Source organism: Allocoleopsis sp. (genome assembly GCF_036703385.1).
In the GTDB taxonomy this organism is placed as follows: domain Bacteria; phylum Cyanobacteriota; class Cyanobacteriia; order Cyanobacteriales; family Coleofasciculaceae; genus Allocoleopsis.
Genome location: NZ_DATNPA010000790.1, coordinates 1 through 20433, shown reverse-complemented (window position 1 = coordinate 20433; position 20433 = coordinate 1). Strand labels below are relative to the sequence as shown.

General features: G+C 46.0%; 18 protein-coding genes and 1 pseudogene. 9 read left to right on the top strand and 10 right to left on the bottom strand.

The genetic code is table 11. From position 1 onward, the window contains the following. The 3 genes from V6C93_RS36870 to V6C93_RS36860 form a co-directional block, all read right to left on the bottom strand. The coding region (locus tag V6C93_RS36870) for a dynamin family protein (RefSeq protein WP_333481666.1) at positions 1 to 1409 on the bottom strand (1409 nt) is incomplete at its 3' end. Between the two features lie 90 nt (positions 1410 to 1499). Continuing rightward, positions 1500 to 3584 (bottom strand): dynamin family protein, encoded by a 2085-nt coding sequence (locus V6C93_RS36865; RefSeq protein ID WP_333481665.1) that lies wholly within the window; start codon positions 3582 to 3584, stop codon positions 1500 to 1502. Between the two features lie 186 nt (positions 3585 to 3770). Next, positions 3771 to 4109 (bottom strand): hypothetical protein, encoded by a 339-nt coding sequence (locus V6C93_RS36860; protein ID WP_333481664.1) that lies wholly within the window; start codon positions 4107 to 4109, stop codon positions 3771 to 3773. Between the two features lie 478 nt (positions 4110 to 4587). Here V6C93_RS36860 and V6C93_RS36855 point away from each other — a divergent pair, with 478 nt between their 5' ends. Next, the gene (locus tag V6C93_RS36855) at positions 4588 to 5367 is read left to right on the top strand and encodes a class II aldolase/adducin family protein (RefSeq protein WP_333481663.1); all 780 of its coding nucleotides are present in this window, start codon (positions 4588 to 4590) and stop codon (positions 5365 to 5367) included. Here V6C93_RS36855 and V6C93_RS36850 read toward each other — a convergent pair. The 3 genes from V6C93_RS36850 to V6C93_RS36840 form a co-directional block, all read right to left on the bottom strand. Beyond that, on the bottom strand, positions 5323 to 5457 hold the full coding sequence (locus V6C93_RS36850) for a hypothetical protein (RefSeq protein ID WP_333481662.1): 135 nt from the start codon (positions 5455 to 5457) through the stop codon (positions 5323 to 5325). The two genes, V6C93_RS36855 and V6C93_RS36850, sit on opposite strands and share 45 nt — an antisense overlap. A 69-nt stretch (positions 5458 to 5526) precedes the next feature. Then, positions 5527 to 5967, bottom strand: coding sequence for a pentapeptide repeat-containing protein (locus tag V6C93_RS36845; RefSeq protein ID WP_333481661.1), 441 nt, complete (start codon positions 5965 to 5967; stop codon positions 5527 to 5529). Positions 5968 to 6135: 168 nt separating this feature from the next. After that, positions 6136 to 6891, bottom strand: a complete 756-nt coding sequence (locus V6C93_RS36840) for a hypothetical protein (protein WP_333481660.1) — start codon at positions 6889 to 6891, stop codon at positions 6136 to 6138. A gap of 549 nt (positions 6892 to 7440) precedes the next feature. Between V6C93_RS36840 and V6C93_RS36835 the strand changes: the two genes are divergently transcribed. Then, positions 7441 to 7656 carry a hypothetical protein gene (locus V6C93_RS36835; protein WP_333481659.1) on the top strand — a complete coding sequence of 72 codons (216 nt, stop codon included), beginning with the start codon at positions 7441 to 7443 and terminating at the stop codon, positions 7654 to 7656. Between the two features lie 4 nt (positions 7657 to 7660). On the opposite strand, the gene V6C93_RS36830 is transcribed toward V6C93_RS36835, so the two are convergent. The 3 genes from V6C93_RS36830 to pgl form a co-directional block, all read right to left on the bottom strand. Beyond that, the gene (locus V6C93_RS36830; RefSeq protein ID WP_349262954.1) at positions 7661 to 8086 is read right to left on the bottom strand and encodes an FHA domain-containing protein; all 426 of its coding nucleotides are present in this window, start codon (positions 8084 to 8086) and stop codon (positions 7661 to 7663) included. A gap of 537 nt (positions 8087 to 8623) precedes the next feature. Then, positions 8624 to 9484 (bottom strand): FHA domain-containing protein, encoded by an 861-nt coding sequence (locus V6C93_RS36825; RefSeq protein WP_333481657.1) that lies wholly within the window; start codon positions 9482 to 9484, stop codon positions 8624 to 8626. 544 nt (positions 9485 to 10028) lie between these two features. Continuing rightward, positions 10029 to 10751 (bottom strand): 6-phosphogluconolactonase, encoded by a 723-nt coding sequence (gene pgl / locus V6C93_RS36820; RefSeq protein WP_333481656.1) that lies wholly within the window; start codon positions 10749 to 10751, stop codon positions 10029 to 10031. Between the two features lie 357 nt (positions 10752 to 11108). On the opposite strand from pgl, the gene V6C93_RS36815 reads away from it, so the two are divergent. From V6C93_RS36815 to ftsY, 4 genes are all read left to right on the top strand, one after another. Continuing rightward, positions 11109 to 11882 (top strand): hormogonium polysaccharide biosynthesis protein HpsJ, encoded by a 774-nt coding sequence (locus tag V6C93_RS36815; protein WP_333481655.1) that lies wholly within the window; start codon positions 11109 to 11111, stop codon positions 11880 to 11882. Between the two features lie 813 nt (positions 11883 to 12695). Beyond that, entirely contained in the window at positions 12696 to 13424 is a 729-nt protein-coding gene (locus V6C93_RS36810) for a DUF502 domain-containing protein (protein ID WP_333481654.1), read from the top strand. A 181-nt stretch (positions 13425 to 13605) separates the two neighbouring features. Further along, entirely contained in the window at positions 13606 to 14238 is a 633-nt protein-coding gene (gene nusB, locus V6C93_RS36805; RefSeq protein ID WP_333481653.1) for a transcription antitermination factor NusB, read from the top strand. Between the two features lie 80 nt (positions 14239 to 14318). Further along, on the top strand, positions 14319 to 16259 hold the full coding sequence (ftsY, locus tag V6C93_RS36800) for a signal recognition particle-docking protein FtsY (protein WP_333481652.1): 1941 nt from the start codon (positions 14319 to 14321) through the stop codon (positions 16257 to 16259). A gap of 221 nt (positions 16260 to 16480) precedes the next feature. Here the strand turns inward: ftsY and V6C93_RS36795 are convergent, their stop codons facing one another. Beyond that, on the bottom strand, positions 16481 to 17431 hold the full coding sequence (locus V6C93_RS36795) for an N-acetylglucosamine kinase (RefSeq protein WP_333481651.1): 951 nt from the start codon (positions 17429 to 17431) through the stop codon (positions 16481 to 16483). A 242-nt stretch (positions 17432 to 17673) separates the two neighbouring features. Here V6C93_RS36795 and V6C93_RS36790 point away from each other — a divergent pair, with 242 nt between their 5' ends. The 3 genes and pseudogenes from V6C93_RS36790 to V6C93_RS36780 all read left to right on the top strand — a co-directional run. Then, entirely contained in the window at positions 17674 to 18654 is a 981-nt protein-coding gene (locus V6C93_RS36790; RefSeq protein WP_333481650.1) for a hypothetical protein, read from the top strand. A 187-nt stretch (positions 18655 to 18841) separates the two neighbouring features. Beyond that, positions 18842 to 19822 carry a hypothetical protein gene (locus tag V6C93_RS36785; protein WP_333481649.1) on the top strand — a complete coding sequence of 327 codons (981 nt, stop codon included), beginning with the start codon at positions 18842 to 18844 and terminating at the stop codon, positions 19820 to 19822. A 184-nt stretch (positions 19823 to 20006) separates the two neighbouring features. Next, positions 20007 to 20433: pseudogene (locus tag V6C93_RS36780) on the top strand (hypothetical protein); the annotation flags it as partial.

Here is a 20433-nt window from a genome sequence, read left to right as displayed (position 1 = left end):
GCGGCATTCATCTCTTGTTCTGCTGTGAGGCTCCAAGCCGCAAACTTATCGGTAATGTACTGTTCAAATGCTTTTTGCAAAGCCGTATTAAAGGCTTCTCGTTTCCCCTTACTGAGGAAATCTAGTAATCTAAGTTCGGGTTGATAGCGGAGGAAATCGGTTTCAAAAGTGTTTCCCAGATTTAAAACATAGGCACGGAACGAATCTGCGATCGCTTTCGCTTTAGTATCTCTGGTAGAGCGAATTTCAGCTTGGAATTGGTCGCGGATATCGACAAGTTTGGTAAATTCGGGTTCAACTGAAAAAATCCGTTCCTTGAGTTGCTTGACATCCTGTTCTAATAAAGGAACACGGCGTGCGATCGCTTCTTGGGTATGGGTACACGTTTGGCGTGCCAGGGTTCTTGCTTGCCGCAATTCTGCGATCGCACGTTCCTGCGTTAAAAATGTATTGAGTGCGCCCATAAATTCCGGAAACCCCGTCCCTGCTAAAGAAGCCGAAGCATCCTTCATCCGCTTTCTCAGTGCCTTAATCGCAGAAATCTCAAAGACTCGCTCCTCATAAACATTATGTCCATCCACCAGGCAGTAATCAGCCAAATTTGCTTTAAAAACTCGGCGTAATTTCTCTTCTGCTTCCTGCAGTTCTTCCTCATCATCCGGGTCAATTAATGACTCTCGCACCTGATCCCAAGCATTAATTAAAAAGAAAACCGTTAACCCCCGACCTTTAATGTAATTTTCCAGATAACGGCGTTCCCCAAGCGTACAAGGCTGTGAAGCTCTTAGCACAAAAAGGATGGCATGGCAATTATTGATATAACCTAAAGACAGTTCATTTCGAGATTCTGTATCATTGAGTCCCGGACTATCAACAATTTCCACCCCCTTTTCTAACAGGGGTAAGGGATACTCAACCACGGCATATTCAACCCCTGGGAAAGCTTGCTTTTTCTCTTGTTCGAGTTGCTTGGCTTCAGCGGGGTCAATGGTGTACTTATGCTTAAACTCTTGGAAATCTAGCTGTTCTGGACTTCTCCCATCATTGAAGTAAACCAATACTTTCTTCTGGGGGCCATAGCGTAAAACCGTTAGCAGCGCCGTACAGGGATTGACATCACTGGGTAATAAGTTCTCTCCAATTAAGGCGTTGAGGAAGGTGCTTTTACCCCGTTTCATATCTCCCAGAACCAGGAGGCGAAATACACCACTGCGGAGATTCTTACTTGCGATCGTCAGGTCTTCGATGTCTGCCTCTAACCCTAGTCCGCCAGAAGTCTGCTTCCCCTCAGTTTCAGCTTGACCGATAGTTTCAGCTATTTTAGTTAGACAATTTGACACCTCATAACGGACTTGAGTGACTCGATTCAAATCATTGATAAAACTGTCAGCTTCAATTTTATAACTCATTTAGATTCCTTAGTGAATGACTCGATTTATTGCCTATTTTTTGGAGTAGACTTTCAGTGCTAATTACACTAAAGGTCTACTCGGAACTCTTTAGGTAGGAGAAGAGATTAAACACTCATAGATAAACTCAATGCCCCGACATTGGGTTAACACATCAGCATCTAAACTTCTTAGACGCTTTAACTCAGCATCCTGATTAAACTCTTGGGAACCCTTTTGCTTGAGCAGATTATCTAACTCCGCTTTCCGAGCCTTAATGTCATTGTTCACGCGCTTGGTCACTTCATGCTCATAGGCGTCGAAACAATCTTTAATCGCTTGGTTAATGGGTGACCATTGCTCTTGCGCAATTTTAGGAAGATGCTTCACAAACTCTTTTTTGGTAGCTTTAATCAATTCTTGACGAGCTTGCTCTGCTTGCACTGCACCAACTCCCAACCCTAAAAGTGCAATGCCTAACGGCCCTGTAAGACCAATCAATGGAACCGAAAAAACGGTTAAAAACCCCCAGATACCAATCACGCCTAGAGCATTGACCAGGATACTTTTCCAATCAAAACCTGCTCCTCCGAGTGCTACACCAGCCACGTTCCCTGTAGATAACAGTAAAAAACCCATCGCCCAACTAGCCCAAGCGGGTGCATTTTCTTCCTCACCCACGGCTGGAGCGTATATCTTTTGCCCAATTAACTTTTCACTCATCCGCTCAGTAACCTGGCTATAGGAGGCACCATAGTTGGCTGCAATTTTTGCCAGTTGAGAGAAGGCATCGTTCATCTCTTGTTCGACGGTGAGTTCCCAGGCAGAAAGCTTGTCATTGATGTACTGCTCAAAGGCTTGCCTGAAGGCTGAACTAAACTCTTCTCGTTTACCCTTTTGCAAGAAATCGACGAAACCAAGGGTCGGCTGATAGCGGACAAAATCGGTTTCAAACGTGTCGCCCAAGTTCAACACGTAGTTACGAAATGAATCTGCGATCGCTCTCGCTTTATTGTCGCGCATTCCTCGAATCTCATCTTGGAAGCGATCACGAATATCTGCAAGTTGGTTAAATTCAGGTTCAAGAGTGTTAATTTTTTCTCTCAATTCATTGACATCTTGACTTAGTAGAGGTAATCGTCGTTCAACCGCTTCATGAACGCGAGTGTGACTTTGCCGTGCTAGGGTTCTCGCTTGCCTCAATTCTGCGATCGCCCGTTCCTTAGTTAAAAATGTGTTGAGCGCTGCCATAAACTCTGGAAAGCCAGTTTTCTCCAGCGGCTCGAGAGGATTTTTCAACCTGAGACGCAGCGCCTTCAAGGAGGAAAGTTCAAAGACTCGCTCCTCATAAACATCTCTCCCATCCACCTGGCAATAGTCCGACAAGTTGGTTTGAAAAACTTGTCGCACTTTATTCTCCGCTTCTTGAATAGCTTCTAAATCATCGGGATCGAGCATTTCTTTGCGAATTTCGTCCCAAGCGTTGATTAAGAAGAAAACAGTTAACCCTCGATTTTTGAGGTAATTATCGAGATAGCGACGCTCCCCAAGCGTCAACGGCTGAGATGCCCTGAGAATAAATAGAATGGCATGGCAGTTATGGATATAACCCAGAGAGAGTTCGTTTCGCGCTTCCGTATCATTCAACCCCGGACTATCTACGATTTCAATGCCTTTCTCCAGCAAGGGTAAGGGATATTCAACCACAGCATAGTCAACATTGGGAAAGGCTTGTTTGTTCTCTTGTTCTAGCTGTTTTGCTTCATCGGGAGCAATGGTATATTGCTGCTTAAACTCTTGAAAACCTAGTTGTTCGGGACGTTTGCCGTTTTTAAAGTAGATCGTTACTTTTTTGAGAGGACCATATCGTAAAACCGTCAGCACCGCTGTACAAGGATTTACATCGCTGGGCAACAAGTTTTCACCAATTAAGGCATTCACAAAAGTACTCTTTCCCCGTTTCATATCCCCTAAAACGAGGAGCCGGAAAACCCCTTGACGTAAATTTTTACTAGCAATATTCAGGTCTTCTATCTCTGCCGCTAAACCCAATTCTCCGGAAGCATTTTTCCCCTCTGATTCGGCTTGATCTAAAGTGGTAGACATCTGACTCAGGCAACTAGCCACCTCGGAGCGCACTTTTGCAACTCGCTCTAAATCATTGATAAAACTGTCAGTTTCAACGATATAGCTCATATTTATCACCTGATAACCTTTGATGATTGGGCAATGCAGAGCAAGGAATTCAGACGAGTCTGCCGTTGAGGGCTTCTTGGGCTTAAAAGCGGGAAACCGTTAGGATCCCGACTCTCCATCAAGAGATGTTCAGCAACCTTCCGGCTTCCATGTCAGTCGCTCCCCTCGATAACCAGACATATTGTGTTAACGTTTGGAACGTTTGGAGCGATCGCGTTCTAAAAATAGTTTGTAAGCCACCCAAGCCACTGCTCCCACAAGAATTACCGAGGCAAGGGTAGAGGCTATTTTAAAAGCCACCATAACAGCAACGACAAGGGCTAGAAATTTTCCAACGTTCACCAGTTGCCCATACCGCTGTTTTAGAGAACTCTCAGGCGGCTGATGCTTTTTGGTTTGATATAGAGGTGGTTGTGGTTCATTGATTTCAGCCTCTATTTCTCGCAACCGAATCGCTCGCTCTCGTTCGTGAAGCTCTCGCTCTAGGCGCTGAAACTCGTCTTCTTGATCATTTTGAGAACTCATAGGCGTTCACCCAATCCAAAAATATGAGCTGATGCGATTCCCAAAGCGCCAATTCAATGTCTAGGAGCTGGGAGTGTTATATCTGTTTTGTCCAGGCGTTTGAGTGTCCTGCTAGGAGAATCTTGCGCAGGAATCGTGATCCTACTAAATTTCCCATCACCTTAACCCGGAAGCCTCTGTGCTGCCTAGCTCTAAGTTATGAAAATTTAATTGGCACTTAAACCTGTGTTCGAGGCACCCTTCAAGACACCCAGAGCGATCGCCCCTAGAGTGATGTACTGTAGGCGATCGCATCCATCCCTGTTTAGGCGGTACCTCTAGTGTTATCAGGCTTTGGTTGTTCTTTTACGCAAGAACTTGATTAATTTTTCACAAAATCAGCGAATTTTGGCTCCAGGTACTGAACTCAGGTTTGGAAGGCACCCTAAAAGGTTAAATTTGGCATAATGTCAATCAGCCAATCCAAAAAGAAGTGATTATGGCACAGCCCATTGATTTAACCCTAGAATTTTATGCACCCAAGGCAAAGGCAGATTTAGACGAACGCGAGTTACGGATTCAACTTGCTGCTGCTTATCGCTTGCTCGATAAGTTTAAGATGACCGATCTGATCTTCACTCACTTGTCTGTGCGTTTGCCAGGGCCAGAGCATCATTTTCTCATCAATCCCTATGGGATGATGTTTCACGAAATTACCGCCTCAAGCTTGGTTAAGATCGATATTGAAGGAAACATTGTTGGTGAGAGCGAATGGCCTGTGAATCCGGCAGGCTTTGTTATCCACAGTGCTATCCATGCAGCACGAGAAGACCTAACCTGCATATTCCATACCCACACTCGTTATGGTATAGCCGTCTCTGCTTTAGAGTGTGGATTTTTACCCATTTCACAGTTTGCCATGAAGTTTTACAACCGAGTGGCCTATCACGATTATGAAGGAGTTGCGCTGGAGCTGGATGAACGGGAACGCTTAGTTAAAGATTTAGGTGATAAGAAGGTCATGATTTTACGCAATCATGGACTCTTAACAGCTGGTAGAACAATCCCTGAAACATTTTTCTTAATGTACTATCTAGACCGAGCCTGTGAAGTTCAAATTACGGCACAATCTGCAAGTACAAAACTGATTATTCCGTCAGAGTCGGTCTGCGAACATGCGGCACTACAACAGAATATCGAGGACGAAAATCTTGGTCAGTTAGAATGGACAGCTTTAATGCGAATGCTCGATCGCGAAGACCCATCCTATCGCCATTAAATTCAGAAGCGATCGCATAGTATGGGTTGAGGTGAGCCATGCGATCGCATTTTCTCGCTTTTTCAGGCTAATCACGGGGATGGTAATCACCCTAAACCTTGTTGGCTCTACATTTGGTGCTTCAACACAGTTTGTCTTTTCTTTGAGATAAAGGTACAACTAAGGAATAGAACGCCGGAAAATAACCCCAGTCGGCATCACGGTGTTCTTAATGTTAGCTCCCCGTAGAATAGCCCCTTTGATATTGGCTCCTGTTAAATTTGTGCCTGAGAGGTTAGCCCCTGAAAGGTCAGCACCTGATAGATTCGCTCCTTTTAAATTAACATTTGCTAAGTTAGCCCGTTGCAGATTACAACCTTGGCATTGCTTAGTTGTCAGAAGCTGCTGAATAGCTGTGAGTGTCTTGGGTATGCATAGTTGGTTCAAGTTAAGGATACGACCATCACTCATTTCGAGATAACAAAAGGGTTCATTAACTTGAGAAGCTAGGAGTGTCGATTCTTCAGATGCATGAGTTGGTAAACCAATGCCTATTCCTCCTAGAAAGATGCAAGTTAAAAAAAGCCACCAAGTTATGAATCTGGGGAAGAATTTCAGCATTTTATTGTCCGAGTATCTCAATTAAATCAATCATTGTCGCGTAGATTGGGTTGACGCAGAGAACCCAACAGCAATAAGCGGGATGGGTTAGCATCAGGCTGACCCATCCTAAAATTTATACTTCCTTCTTCATGCCGAATTACTTAGCTTACAGCAGATACCTCTTCATCAATTACGTCCGGGTTTTACGACAATGTTGTAGGTGACGTTCTGCTCAAAGGTACCTACTTTTGCCTTCCATGTAATGGTATGTTTTCCCGGCGGCAATGGCTGCAAGAAAAGATAATATCCCTGGTCAACGCTAGGGCTGAGAAGCAGTTCTGGAGCTATAGTATCATTCAATCCAAAAATATTTTCTGGAGGCAATTTGACATTGAATATCGGTGATTTTACTAAATATTGGGTAGGTTTCTTAACAGGCACACCATCAATCGTAGCTTCAAGCAGAGTTAGTTGCTTAAAAAAATTATCAGCTTGCGTTCTTAGGTAAACTTCGGTGCGCTGCTCAGGAGGATCGCTTTGGAATGCGCTAGAGAGAATATTGACCAGTGGAAAGAATAGTTTCGTACCTGTAGGCACGGTGCAATTTCGCTCAGCAGGTTGACCGGAGAATGTCCCGCCGAGGAACCAGACGTGTCCTTTTTGTTCAACGCTGCAATCTCCTTTGTCAAGAAGCGGGTTGTTACTTGCCGGAGTTTGCGCTGCCCACTTCCACCAATCTGCTGCCCATTGACCGTAAGTTTTTCCATCAGGATGAGATTGGATCGGTGCGATGCGGGGATTGTTATCTTGGGCGGAAGCTTGGGCAATAACAGGATGAATAGAGAGACTTGCCATTACTACCGAAGATAGACTCACGGCAGCAAATCCTAAAACGCTCCCAATGAATCCAGGGTTTGACCGAAATTTGGCTTGGCTTTTCATCGGTTTTATGTATTTAGCCACAAAAGTTGAGTTCTCATAAATTTCCCATAATGCTTATGGTTCAACTCTTAGTTGTAGTAAATTTCATCTAAAAAATACAAAGTATTGTTATATGAAAACTTATGTTTGTAAATACTCATTAAAAGTTAATTCATTAACCATAAGCTTTAAATATTTTACGTCCGGATAAAAATGATAGTCTGTAGTATTTCTTCTTATTACTGGTTCACAATAATTTACGAAAATGGTCACTTTTTGTGATGAGAGCTGAAATATATGTTTAATTTATAATTTGAATCTAGATATATACAAAAAAACTACGTACTTTAAGCTTTATAGAGCCTTTATATAGACCTACATCTTGTTCAACTATAACGAAGAGAACTTTAAACAACTTATGTCAAAATATAGATATAGTGGGAATTCCAGCTCCTAAGTGTTGAATTTGTAGAATCTAGCGTAGGAGATTTTTTGAGCAACTCTGCTCTCAGTGCGATCGCAACTTAAGGCGAACATCACGGACATAGCATAGGTTCGTAGTCGATTTCAGTGCTCGAAGCGATCGCATCGTTTACGACAAGCGGTCAAGTCAGTGCCATGCCCACTCAGGGTAAAGCTTCGCAGCGCAGTAAAGGCGATCGCTCCAAAATTTGCACGGTGCGTCAGAGATCCGCCAATGGTAGACTTACTAGCTATCGCCTAACACGCCAAACGCCAAGGCGATGTGTCGATTCGCCGTTCTTTCCACACAAGAGCGCCTTCTAAGAGGTTAGTTTCCCTCTTCTGATTGGGTGCTTTTGGAGTTGACAAATGTCTCTTTGGACGGATCTATTCCTTTGACTTTGGATGAAGATCGCTTTCCTAAAGCAGCTTTTTGCTTCGAGTTAGGAATTTCTCCTTCAATGTGAATCTGAATTTTCGGTCCTGAGCTAGCTAGACGAATAATCATCCCATCTACGACTGGCATTTGGGTAATACGCTTGCCATCGATATAGGTTCCGTTAGCACCTAAACTGACAATTTCCCAAGCCAAACCATTACGCCGTATCTCTACGTGATGACGAGAAACCACAGCACTGTAGAGAATAACTTCATTATCTGTCGAGCGCCCAATCCGAATCACAGATTCGGGCTCAAAGGTCCAACTTTGAACGGGCACGGACTGGAGAGGATGCAGCAGGGTCAGAGTAATCACCGATATTACATCTTTCAAAGACTTTCGCCTTGCAGTCTCTTGACTCTTGAAACTCGCTTGCCTTGCCAGGGGCGGGAGTCCCGTTGGAGAATCAACTGACGCCTTTGCCAAACTAAGTTCTAGGGAATCCCAGCTCATATACTATGAATTCACTCCACTTATTTTCGCTGAGGACTATTGATAGCTCAACACTCCGGTCTTTCGACTGCTTGAGACAAGAGAGCGAGAGGCAAGGTGTTAGCGTCAAAGTCTTCATAATTAAATTATCTAATAAGTCAAGTGGGGCTGCTAGATAAATATGAATTATGCATACCCAGCGCTAGTTACCACTTTTGCCCATACAGTTACTGTGCGCGTTATGGAAGTCGCCCGTCCGACTCACAAAAATAGGCAACTCGCGGGAGTGCCATTTTTGCTAGATTATTACTTTTAGGCTACCACTTAAAAATGCGGTCTGCAATTTGCTTTGACCCCTCACCCCTTAATTCTAGAGTGAGCTTCCATCTAGCAAGTCACAGACCTGTATTACTAGGCCAATCAAGTGCTTTCAAACAAAAATGTCACTTGGTCACCTTTGCCCAAGCTAATGCGATCGCCTGATCTCAATCGGTGCCTATTCCCCTTAGGTAAGGGGGTGTGGTTGATGTAAGTGCCATTAGAGCTGCCGACATCTTCGATATAGTAAGTGTCTCCCTCAACCCGGATATCAGCATGAACTCGAGAAACGATCTCTGAGTTCGGATAACCCGAAACGTCAATGTCAGGTGGAATCTGATCATTGGGCTTACCTATATGAATCACCGAGAGATTCGAGGGTAACTCAACCTTCGTATTGGCTTGGATGTGCAGCAAGTAAGCCGACTGTACCTGCAATTGAGTTCTGGCAGCCCCAGGGGTGAATATCGGTGGTGGAGGTGGGGTACTGGGCGTTCCGGCTGACGCAGCTGATTGACTAGCAACGGGAGTGAGAGGCGGGGGTAGGGTTCCTAGGTCAGGAGAACTCTCGTTTTCGTTTTCTGCCTCTGAGCTCATCGGTTGACTGACGACAGTAGCCGGAAGCGGGGTTACGGGGTTAGAAGTAGGTGGACTTGTATAACTCGGTTCCACGTTAGGCTGTTGAGAGCTGATAGACATGGGATCAGGTGCCACAAGCGGTTCAGGGGGCACCAAGTCCGGTATATCATCAGGAATTGAGTTAGGAGCAGAAGTCATTGCTGCCCCAATCGGGGCACCTGCATTCAGCAGATTAAACCCGCATTGACCGCAGAAACTAGCATCTGTCTGAACGGTAGAACCACAATTCGGACAAGTAGTCGTTGCAGGTAAAGGGGTATAGCAGGCTTCACATTGGGTTGCTCCGTCTGGATTTTGGTGATTGCAGTTAGGGCAGACAATCATAGAAACCTCCTCGCCGCCAGTATTTATCCTCCTTATTTGACATGCTCCCGCCGCTAAAGGCTATGCTCCTGTAGCGAGGGATTTCCAACCTCAGTTTTCCTCGGTCGGTTCTCAGTTCATCCAGTCCACCTTTATTGGCACTACTCTTGCAGCAGCCAGCTAGAGGTGAATCTGTCCCTGAGCGTTTGAGCTTTTGGCTCCAGTTCCCTAATGCCCTTAGGTACTGTTTATGTTAGCGAAGCAGCGCGTTAGCGCAGCCAATGCTTTTTTGATGTTGGTACACCGTTAGTTTCCCTAGCTGATGATGAGGCTGGTTCTCGCCACCCAGGGGTCTATATTTTGTCTCCTGGGGCACTTTGCCTCTACATCTTGATGATGTAGCCCTACATTGTAGGAGGACGGGGTATTCCAACCTGTCTGATAATAGCAAATCCCTGAGTGCCATTTATTCACCATCAACTCTTCAGGGTATATCTGGAGCCTTATGGCGGACTTAGGCCACTACAACAAACAGCCAGATTGAATAAATTATCAACAAAGTTTCTTATTTTTTTAATTCTTGACCTGCGGCCTCATCTAGAAGCCACCATAGTTCTCCTTGGGGTTTGATGAGCCGCGCTGGGTAGGTCATGGCGTCGGCCTCAGGGGCAAATATCTGAGCCAGAGCCGGTTGTTTACTGGCACCCGATACTAAAAACATGACGCAGTGGGCATGATTGATCAGGGGCGCGGTAAAAGTAATGCGAGGCTGACCATCTTTGTTACCAACAGTAACGAGACGGTCTGTCATTTGCAGCGCATCGGTATGAGGAAACAGGGAGGCGGTATGGGCGTCGTCGCCGATGCCTAACAAAATGATATCGAAATGGGGAAACTCTCCTACGGCTACCTTGAAGAACTCACGCAGATGGTCATCATGCTTCTGAGCATCAGCAGAGGGACTCTCCCCATCTGTGGACATTGGGTGGATGTTCGTGGCTGGGATATCGACTTTGTCTAACCAGGCATGACGTGCCATTTTTTGATTGCTATCGGGGTGGTCAGCTGGCACATAGCGTTCATCACCCCAGAAGACATGAATTTTATCCCAGGGGAGGTCTTGGGTGGCGATCGCTTCGTATAGGGGCTTTGGTGTACCGCCACCAGCGAGAGCGATCGTACATTGACCGCGTTTTTGAATAGCGGCTTGCATCTGGGAGAGGATGATTTCGAGCGATCGCTGAATGAGTGCTTCTTTGTCGGGTAAAACTTCAACCGTTTTGTTCATAAACTCTACTTTTCTGACTTGGTCGCTCCATTCGGGGTTCTGGCGTTAATTTTGCCTCGCAATACGCTACAGTAGACTACCACTATGAAGCTAATGCGCAAATGACCCTACCACAAAGCCGACTAGAAATCGGTGAATCGAAGGTATCCTTTTTTTCTAGAGACGTTCAAAGATGAGTTGGACTCTCCAAAACAAGCCTCCCCAATGCAATGCGTTAATATGGGCAAGTTCCTATCGTTGAGCCATCCTTGTTTCTTCTTGACCGACTCTCCCCACGTCGGTTATGAGCATCACCTCTAGGACATCTTGCCCAGTAAAGTTGTAAGTGGCTTATACAGTTCTCAAGAGACATAACCGATGAAAAGTAGTCCTGTCTATTCCCCGTTCACAGCTCTGGCTCTTAAGGTTGTCGGGCTGATCATGATTGTGTCTTCCCTGGTGGATTACATCTTTCTGGCTATTCCTTTGAATGCTGGACAGAGGGCTTGGCAGCTAGCCTATGTAGGTCAGCTGGTTGACCGAGGCATCTTACCGATGGTAGGTATTGCCTTTTTACTACTAGGCTATTGGCTTGAAAGCAGTATGGGAGCTTCGGCATCAGAGCAAAGATCGCTTATACAAGACTTAAGATTTTGGGCGCTGTGTCTCTCCAGCCTATTGGGATTAATTTTTCTGCTCGTGGTACCGCTTCACATCAACAATGTCGTTCAACAAAGCGATGTTGAGCTCAAGCAGCTCAATGATAGAGTCACTCTCGCCCAAACTCAAATTGAAGGCCGAGCCCAACAAATCGCTGCCCTTGTTAAAGATCCAAAGGGACTTGCACAGCTCAAACAGCAACTAACAGAGTTAGATCAAGCGATTGAGAGTGGTCGAGTTCCAGCCGAACAACAGCCTCAGGCGAAGGCATACCGACAACTCTTGCAGACCATTACGCAAAATCCGACGAAAGCTATTAGTCAAGAAGTTGATGCCGCGAAAGCCAAAATCACTAAAGACAAGCAAGACCTTGAGAACCAGACAAAGACCGGAGCCTTGAAGTCAGCTTTAAGGACAGGTCTGAGTAGCTTGCTATTAGCAATTGGCTACATTATCATCGGCTGGTCGGGATTGCGAAGTGCCGGGAGGTAGAAAGAGTCTGCTCAAATTTGTCATATTAGCAAACGACTATAAAATCAGTCTATTGTGTGTGGCAAAAAATAAATGTGACAACAAAAAATCCATTGCCGTGCGGGTACTAGAAAATTTTGGGAATCCATTGCGTGGGGATTAGGGGATTGGGAAATCGAAGCGCAATGATCCATTACCCATTGGATAAAATCTCTTACCTTGACGGCAACTGGTTATGATTAGAGTATATTTAGTTTTTAGGAAAATTTTAGCATAATCAATACTATTGAACCTTTTATAAATATAGAACTCTGATTTCCAGGGGGAAGGCACTTGTTGTCCAGTAGATTCTGTTCCTCCTAACGCTTAAGGCTGTCTCTGTTAAAATGTTCTTACTGATACCAGTCTGATACCAGTTATTTTGAAAATTATTCAGCTTGCTCTCGGTACCCAGTTCGCGGTATGGATAGCAGCCTCATGTATTCGACATCTAAAACGAGAACACGAGGTGGAGGATTCGGGATTTTAACCAAGATGTCGATACTTGCAACAATTCTTTACAAGCTTTACAACTAGGAATGGAACCCTCTGCTAAGAATACTGCTTCACTGGGGCAGCTAAGCGTAGTTGGGTCGGCTCAGACTCTCATCAACGGTGAGTTTCCCTGCTCCCCTTACGCACCGCACAGCGCCATAGGCGATTGCCCAAAAGGGCAGGGCGAAGCGATCGCGGTTTGTTAAGCAAAGGTTTCCCAGCTTACCTTTCCCTCAAGCCAGTGATTGAGCCGGGAACAAGAAAAATAAAATAGCCATTTTAAGGAGAGTCGGTGTCTCTGTGATCCAACGCTTAAAGCAGGACTTAAAGAACGACCTGATTGCGGGTCTTCTCGTAGTGATTCCTCTCGCTACGACAATCTGGCTGACGATCACGATCGCCAGCTGGGTGATCGAGTTTCTAACTCGTATTCCCAAGCAAATCAATCCCTATGATAACCTCCACCCCATCTTGGTCACTCTGCTGAATTTACTGGTGGGGCTAACAGTACCCTTACTGTGTATCCTGCTGATTGGCTTAATGGCACGCAATATTGTAGGCCGCTGGTTGCTGGAGTTTGGAGAGCGGGTTTTGCAGGCCATTCCCTTAGCCGGGGCAGTCTATAAAACCTTAAAACAGCTATTAGAAACGCTTTTGAAGGATTCTAATGGAAAGTTTCGTCGTGTGGTTTTAGTCGAGTATCCCCGTCCAGGGATTTGGGCGATCGCTTTTGTGACCGGCATAATGAGCAGCGAGATTCAATCTCAGATGACTCGCCCGATGTTGAGCCTTTTTATTCCCACAACACCGAATCCCACAACCGGCTGGTACGCTATTGTTCCGGAAGACGAAGTCATCAATCTCTCTATGTCTATTGAGGATGCCTTCAAGGTAGTCGTTTCCGGTGGAATTGTTAGTCCCTCGTCATCCGCCATCCAAATTTCTCCCAAAACCAGCTATAGCAAAAAACCCTTAGAACAGCCCCTGCCTGAGTTGAGACGGCAGGTGTTACCAACGGAAGAAGCCTAATCCACAACACATAGAGTATCAAGGAGTAGACTCTTCTCCATCCCTGACCTGAGATGGGTTAGCTAACGATAGAATCAGCTTGGTGAACTACACCAGCGTCCGGGCAAGAGAAGTCTGTTTTGTTGCATCTCTAATCCCTAATCTAATCTCTATTAAATTTACTTAGCTCCTGAGCCTAACTATGGTACAACCCCGCCGAATTGCCCGTGAACTGGCTCTGTTGAGCCTCTCACAGCTGCCGAGTACGCCGGAGCGACTCGATACTCAGCAGATGAATAATCTAGTCTTAGCCGCCGTTCGCACCCTTACTGGAGAAATTCAAGAGGCGTTAGAAACAGCCGCTGCCGAACTCAAACGTGGGAGCGATCGCCTCCTGTCTAGCGAAACTCGTGCGACCGATGTGCGTAGTGCTAAAGCGATGGTAGAAGATGCCATTGAACTAGCCGAGAAAGCCATCAATCGGTTGGGAACAGCGGTTGAAATTCCAGAAATGGTTCAACTGACCAATCAGCACGAAGTCCGCACCTACGCCTTAGAACTTCTTAAAACCATCAACCGTAGACAATCTGAGATTGATGAAACCTTGACCCAAGCTCTCCAAGATTGGCAACTGAACCGCCTGCCACGAATCGACCGAGATATTTTGCGGATCGCTGTGGTAGAAATATCATTCTTGGGTATCCCCGATCGCGTCGCCATCAACGAAGCTGTGGAGCTAGCTAAGCGCTACAGTGATGACGAAGGGCACCGATTTATCAACGGTGTGTTGCGCCGCGTGACTGACCGCATGAAAATGGAAGCCCGCCTGCAATAGAAAACTTTATGATAGTTGGATAACGTGGAAGGGCAATTCCCCTGTGGTTGCCTGGGTTCGATCTGTGTGAGAAAAGTGCAATGGTTTTTAATTGGTTTCGCCGACAGTTTGGCAATAGCGACGGGTCTTCAGAGGAGACTTCTACCGAAACCCCCCAGGTTGAACAGGAACAAGAGACAACTGAGGAGGCATCAGCCGCTGTTGCCGACGATGACCTGCTGAATTGGGCGAAAGCAGCTTATAAAAACATTCAAAAGCAGCAAGAGACAACAGAATCTCAGGAGGAAGCCTCTACACCAGAAACGGTTGAGGCCACAACTGAAGACGAGTCGGCTTCAGTAGAGCCTGCTGTTACGGAACCTGAAGTAGAAACTGCAACCGAAGCCGAAGACGCTGCAACGACTCAAGTGGCTGACCAAACGGTAGAGGCAACGGTACCGGAAGCCGAAGCATTACCCGAAACACCACGTGATATTGTATCTGTCGCCGTTCAGGAAGAGGTAGCAGCACCAGAAGCCGAAGCCGTAGAATCTTCAGCGACGGAAGACTTAGACGAAGCGGAGACAGTAGTCCCTGTATTAGAAGAACAACCAGCGGTTGAATCAGCAGCTCCTCCCACACAAGAGCCAGCAGCAACGGAAGCCTTGGACGAGGTAGAGGCAGTAGTCCCCGTCTTAGAAGAGCAACCAGAAGTTGAATCAGCAGCCTCTCCCACACAAGAGCCAGCAACGGTTGAATCCGCGAACCCAGAAACACCGACAGTAGCTCTTATATCGCAGGAACAGGCAGCTGTAGAGTCAGAGATTGTATCACCAGTTACAGCAGAAACGACAGGAGCCCCTGCTGCAACCGTACCCATCTGGGCGCGATCCAGTGCTGAACGGCAGGCACGACTGGAACGATTGAAGGAAACTGCCATTGAACTGCCAGAACCTGAACCTGTAAGGGTACCCGTTCAGCCCGTTGAACCAGCCGCCACCACAAGGGTTGAGGGGGAGGTCATTCCGGGTCTTGCCTTTGATGAAGGGTTCATGTGGTCAGCCCAAGTCCTGGCATCGCAGGGGCGTCGTCCAGAAGATGTTTCAGTTGAAGAAATCAGCTGGCTCAAGCGACTGCGCCAGGGACTCGATAAAACCCGTCGCAGCTTAATTAACCAGCTCAAGGCGATTGTCGGTCAAGGGCCGTTGAATCAAGACGCCGTAATGGAGATTGAGGCACTGCTGTTGCAGGCCGATGTCGGTGTTGAAGCGACGGATTATATTATCGATACCCTGCAAAAAAGATTACGGGAAGAAGTTCTGCCACCGGAGCAAGCGATCGCATATCTGAAACAAATTATCCGAGACTTGCTCGACCGACCTCTCCAGGAATCCTATAGCCCGACTTTCGTCCCCGAAAAGGACACCCTGAATATCTGGCTGATGACTGGGGTGAATGGGGCAGGTAAGACCACAACCATCGGAAAACTAGCTCACCTAGCCCAAAAATCGGGCTATCGATGCTTAATTGGTGCAGCCGATACCTTCCGAGCAGCGGCGGTAGAACAGGTGAAGATTTGGGGAGAACGTAGTGGCACGGAGGTAATTGCCAATCCCGGCAAGAATACTGACCCAGCAGCTGTGGTGTTTGATGCTATTACTGCTGCACAAGCCCGAAATACAGAATTACTCCTAATAGACACCGCAGGGCGTCTGCAAAACAAGAAAAACTTGATGGAGGAACTGACCAAAATCCGGCGGATTATCGATAAAAAAGCCCCCAATGTCCAGGTAGAATCCCTGTTAGTTTTGGACGCCACTCTCGGTCAAAATGGTCTGCGTCAGGCGGAAGTCTTCTCTCAAGCGGCAAAACTCAGCGGTGTTGTCTTAACCAAACTGGACGGTACGGCTAAAGGAGGCGTTGCCCTAGCTGTGGTGAAGCAATTGGGTTTGCCTATTCGGTTTATTGGTGCGGGTGAAGGCATTGAAGACTTGCGCCCCTTCTCTAGTTATGAGTTTGTTGAAGCTCTACTCAGTGGTTAGTTTTCCGGAAGCGCTGAACTAAGGGATTTCTGGTTCTATGCTCTGGGAACTCTGTGCCTTTGTGGTTCATTTCAACAGTGAACAGTTAGTCAGGAGATCACATAAAGGCGGGAGTGCTACCAATTTCCCGTGAATAGGCTCAACAATCTGATCCCCCCCGGCCCCCCTTAAAAAGGGGGGAGAACAATTTGGAAGTCTGTTTTTCACAAAAGTAACTTTTCTTAATTCCAGAGGGTCTTTAATGCTAATAAAGCTGCACCATAGGCAGGTTCATGCCGAGGGAAAATAACCTTTGCCAAAGGCTTGCTCTTGATAACAGAGGCTTCAAATCTCTCACGCATTAAAGATAAACCCTGCCAAACACTTCCTGTAGTTACCACTTCAATGACTTGCGAAGGAGTAAACAGGGAATCCATGACAACTTGCGTAGCTTGTACAAACTCTTGAACCGCATCTTCTAGGATACCAAGGGCAACCTCATCCCCTGAGGTGGCTTCTTGAGCAACAATGGGTGCTAAAGCTGCTATTTCTTGGACACTCCACCCTTGCTGATAGATTATATTGACCAAGTCTTCTAGACTCGATAAACCAAGATGCTCTCTAAATCGCGGTTCAAGAGTGGTTGGTAAGTCACACCCATCATACGCTCTGAGAGCCGATCGCAAACCCGAAATAGCAATCTGATAAGCACCGCCAGAGTCACCTAAAATCGGCCCCCACCCACCCACGCGTTTCGTGCATCCCTGGGAATTTTGCCCCCATACAATCGAACCCGTTCCTGCGATCGCAACGACTCCCACTGTATGACCGAGTCCCCCCACTAAGGCGATCAATGCATCGTTACAAATTACAACATTTGAGGGTTGCAATGCCCAGCTAACAGGCAGAGATTGGCTCGACTGTAACTGTTGTACAAAAGTTTGGACGACTTGGATATCCCAGGGACGACCAACACCTGCTAACCCCAAGCAAATGGCTTTAACCTGGACAGTACCTAAGGAAACAATAGCCTGAGCGATCGCGGATTGAATGGAACACAAAGCCGCTTGCTTGCCCACATTTTGATAATTAGATGCACCCGCTTCACCCCGTCCCAATACTTGACCTGTATCCCTCATGAGGAGACAAACCGTTTTGGTTCCTCCCCCATCTATGCCTAATACCAAGCTCATGCGCCACTATTTTTCCTTGAGGATATCAAGTCTTTCTTTATAGTCCTCCCTGTGGTTGGATAAGGCTATTTTATGGCTCCTTTATCGCCAACTCTTCTCCCACCCCAGAAAAACACTCATCAAATAGCATCGCTATAGCATCTAGAAAAAATCAATTGTTAGCATAGAAAGATTCTCTAACAAATCTGGAGAGAAAGCGGACGAAAAAACATTTGTTAAATAAAAAATATTGGAGGAATTTTATGAAAAAATCCTTGTTCGTTGGCTGTTTGGTTCTTCTCGTTGCTGGAGGTACGCAAAAGCTTTCCTCAACAGCCGCCAGAGCTGAAAATCTCTCCCAAGTGGCGCAGCTATCTAAGCAGTCCGCGAAAACTCCTTCCCAAGCACAAAACCAATTGAAACTGCTAAGCACGGGAACCGAACCCAGGCGGCAACTTCGTTTGGCACCTGCGGAAAATGCAAAGCAAACGGCACAGATGACCATGAAGATAGACGTGGAAATGTCTGTAGCGGGTCAGACTCAGCGTTTACCCGCTCCTCCATCCATTCAGACAACGGTGGAATCAAACGTTACGAAGGTGGATGCTAATGGGGATATTCACGTTAATCTTTCGTATTTAAACTCAGATGTAGTCGCGGATGCGAATACGCCGCCGCAACTGGTCAACGCGATGCGATCGCAAATGAAAAAACTTTCCGGGATGAGCAGTTCTGCAATCCTCGATAACCAGGGAAACACGAAACAGGTGAGCTTTAATCTGCCCCAAGGACTCGACCCAAACACCAAGCAAATGATGGAGCAAATGATGAATTCCATCAAGCAACTATCCTTGCCAATCCCTGCTGAATCAGTTGGAGTTGGTGCAAAGTGGCAGTTTCCTAATTCTGTTGTAGTCAACGGAATGGCTCTTCACCAAATTACCACCTGTGAGTTAGTTGAGCTGAAGGATAATGTTGCTACATTACAAGTAAGCATCGAACAGCAGGCAGAGCCACAAAAAATGACCCCACCAGGACTGCCTGCTGGTACATCTGTTGACCTCAAATCCATGAATTCCCAAGGTAATGGTCAAGTCATGATCGCGTTGAATCAAATATTGCCAATTCGCTCCAATATGTCTGTGCATACCAACATGGAAATGGCTTTTAAGGATGCTGAGAGTCAAAAAGAAATGTTAATGGGGATGAATTCAGTCATGGAAATGATGTTCCAATCTAAGTGATGAAGGCTCTAATTCAAAGTAAGGCGCTCGCCTAGCTGAGTAGCGTATAATGCACGGGTCGCTGGAGATTTTGTCGAGCAACTAAGCTGGTATAGGCTGTTGCTAGCATAGAAATATTCAAGGACAAATCTGAACAGAACGCTCACGAGCAAAGATTTGTGGAAGATAAAAATTTTGGAGAGATTGGATGAAAAAATCGTTGTTCGTTGGCTGTCTCGTTCTGCTCATGGCTGGATGCTCCCAAAAGTCTACCTCTACACCCACTAGTGCTGAAAGTCCATCTACGAGTACCCAGCTTGCCCAGGAGTCGCCAAAAACCCCTTCTACTACACAGAGTAACGTAGAACTCATTAATGCAGGAACTGAGCCTAAGCAACAACTTCGCTTCACACCTGCGGCAAATACGAAGCAAACCCTACAGATGACAATGCATAGGGACATGACAATGTCTGTAGGAGGTCAGACTCAACCCACGCTTGATAGTCAATCTATTAAGACGACGATGGAGTCGGAAGTTAAGCAGGTTGATGCCAACGGGGATATTCATAGTGATTTTTCCTATACCGATGCAGATGTTGTTGCTGGCAAGAATACTCCACCAGAAATGGTCAACGCGATGCGATCGCAAGTTAAAAAACTGGTCGGTTTGCGTGGTTCGATGATTGTCGATAACCAAGGAAATACCAAGCAGGCCAACTTTAACTTGCCTGCGGATATTGACCCCAGCACAAAAAAAATGGTTGAGCAAATGGTGAATTCACTCAAGCAACTTTCCTCACCCGTTCCCTCTGAAGCGGTTGGGATTGGTGCGAAATGGCGAATTCCTCACTCGGTTACGGCCAATGGAATGACTGTGAACGAAAATTATACCTATGAGTTAATCGAGCTAAAAGATAAGGTTGCTACCTTACAAGTGAGCCTAGAACAGCAGGCAGAGTCACAAAAAATCAACCAACAGGGGCTCCCTCCGGGTGCATCCATCGACCTCAAATCCATGAATTCCAAAGGTAATGGCAAGCTTAAGATGGCATTGAATCAAGTCATGCCCATGAGTTCCACAATGTCCGTGCGTTCAAATTCCCAGATGAGTGTAAAAGACCCAAGCAGTGAAAAGACAACCACAATGGATATGAAAGTATCTGTTGAGATGTCCCTAGAATCTAAGTAATGAGGGTGTGAACTTGGCCTCATTGAGTCTCTGTGATCGCATCGAATAAACACACATCCCATTTTGGATTTCAAAGGCTTTATCCATCACGAATTTCAAAGTTTCAAGGGGAGTAATTTCCACCCAAACGGTAGCAATCAGTTACCTGTAAAATGTTCAATAGACAACGCTTTCATGTTTAACAGTGGAACATAATCAGCAAGAGTGGAAACCGGAAAAAACCTGGATTTTCGCGGTAGGAATTCTCGAATGGGAACATGGAGAAACTTGGGCACCTTTCCCAGATGCGGTAGAGGGACGTTTTGATGAAAAACTCGTCAACTTCTTCCAAGCCAAGGGAGTTCCCGACGAAAAAATTGTTTACTTGCAAGATGGAGATGCCACTTTAGAACAGATTCAGAATAACTTGACTGAACTGCTGTCAAATACCGAGGAATATGACCTATTTATCTTATATTTTGCAGGTCACGGGGATTGGGATTCTGAGTCGGGTGAACACTACTTTATCAATTACGATGCAAACCCCGACGACAGAGATAATTATTGGTCAATTCCCTCAATTTATGACGACATAGAGAGCAACTTTAATGGGTCTAAAGTGTTAATCTTGG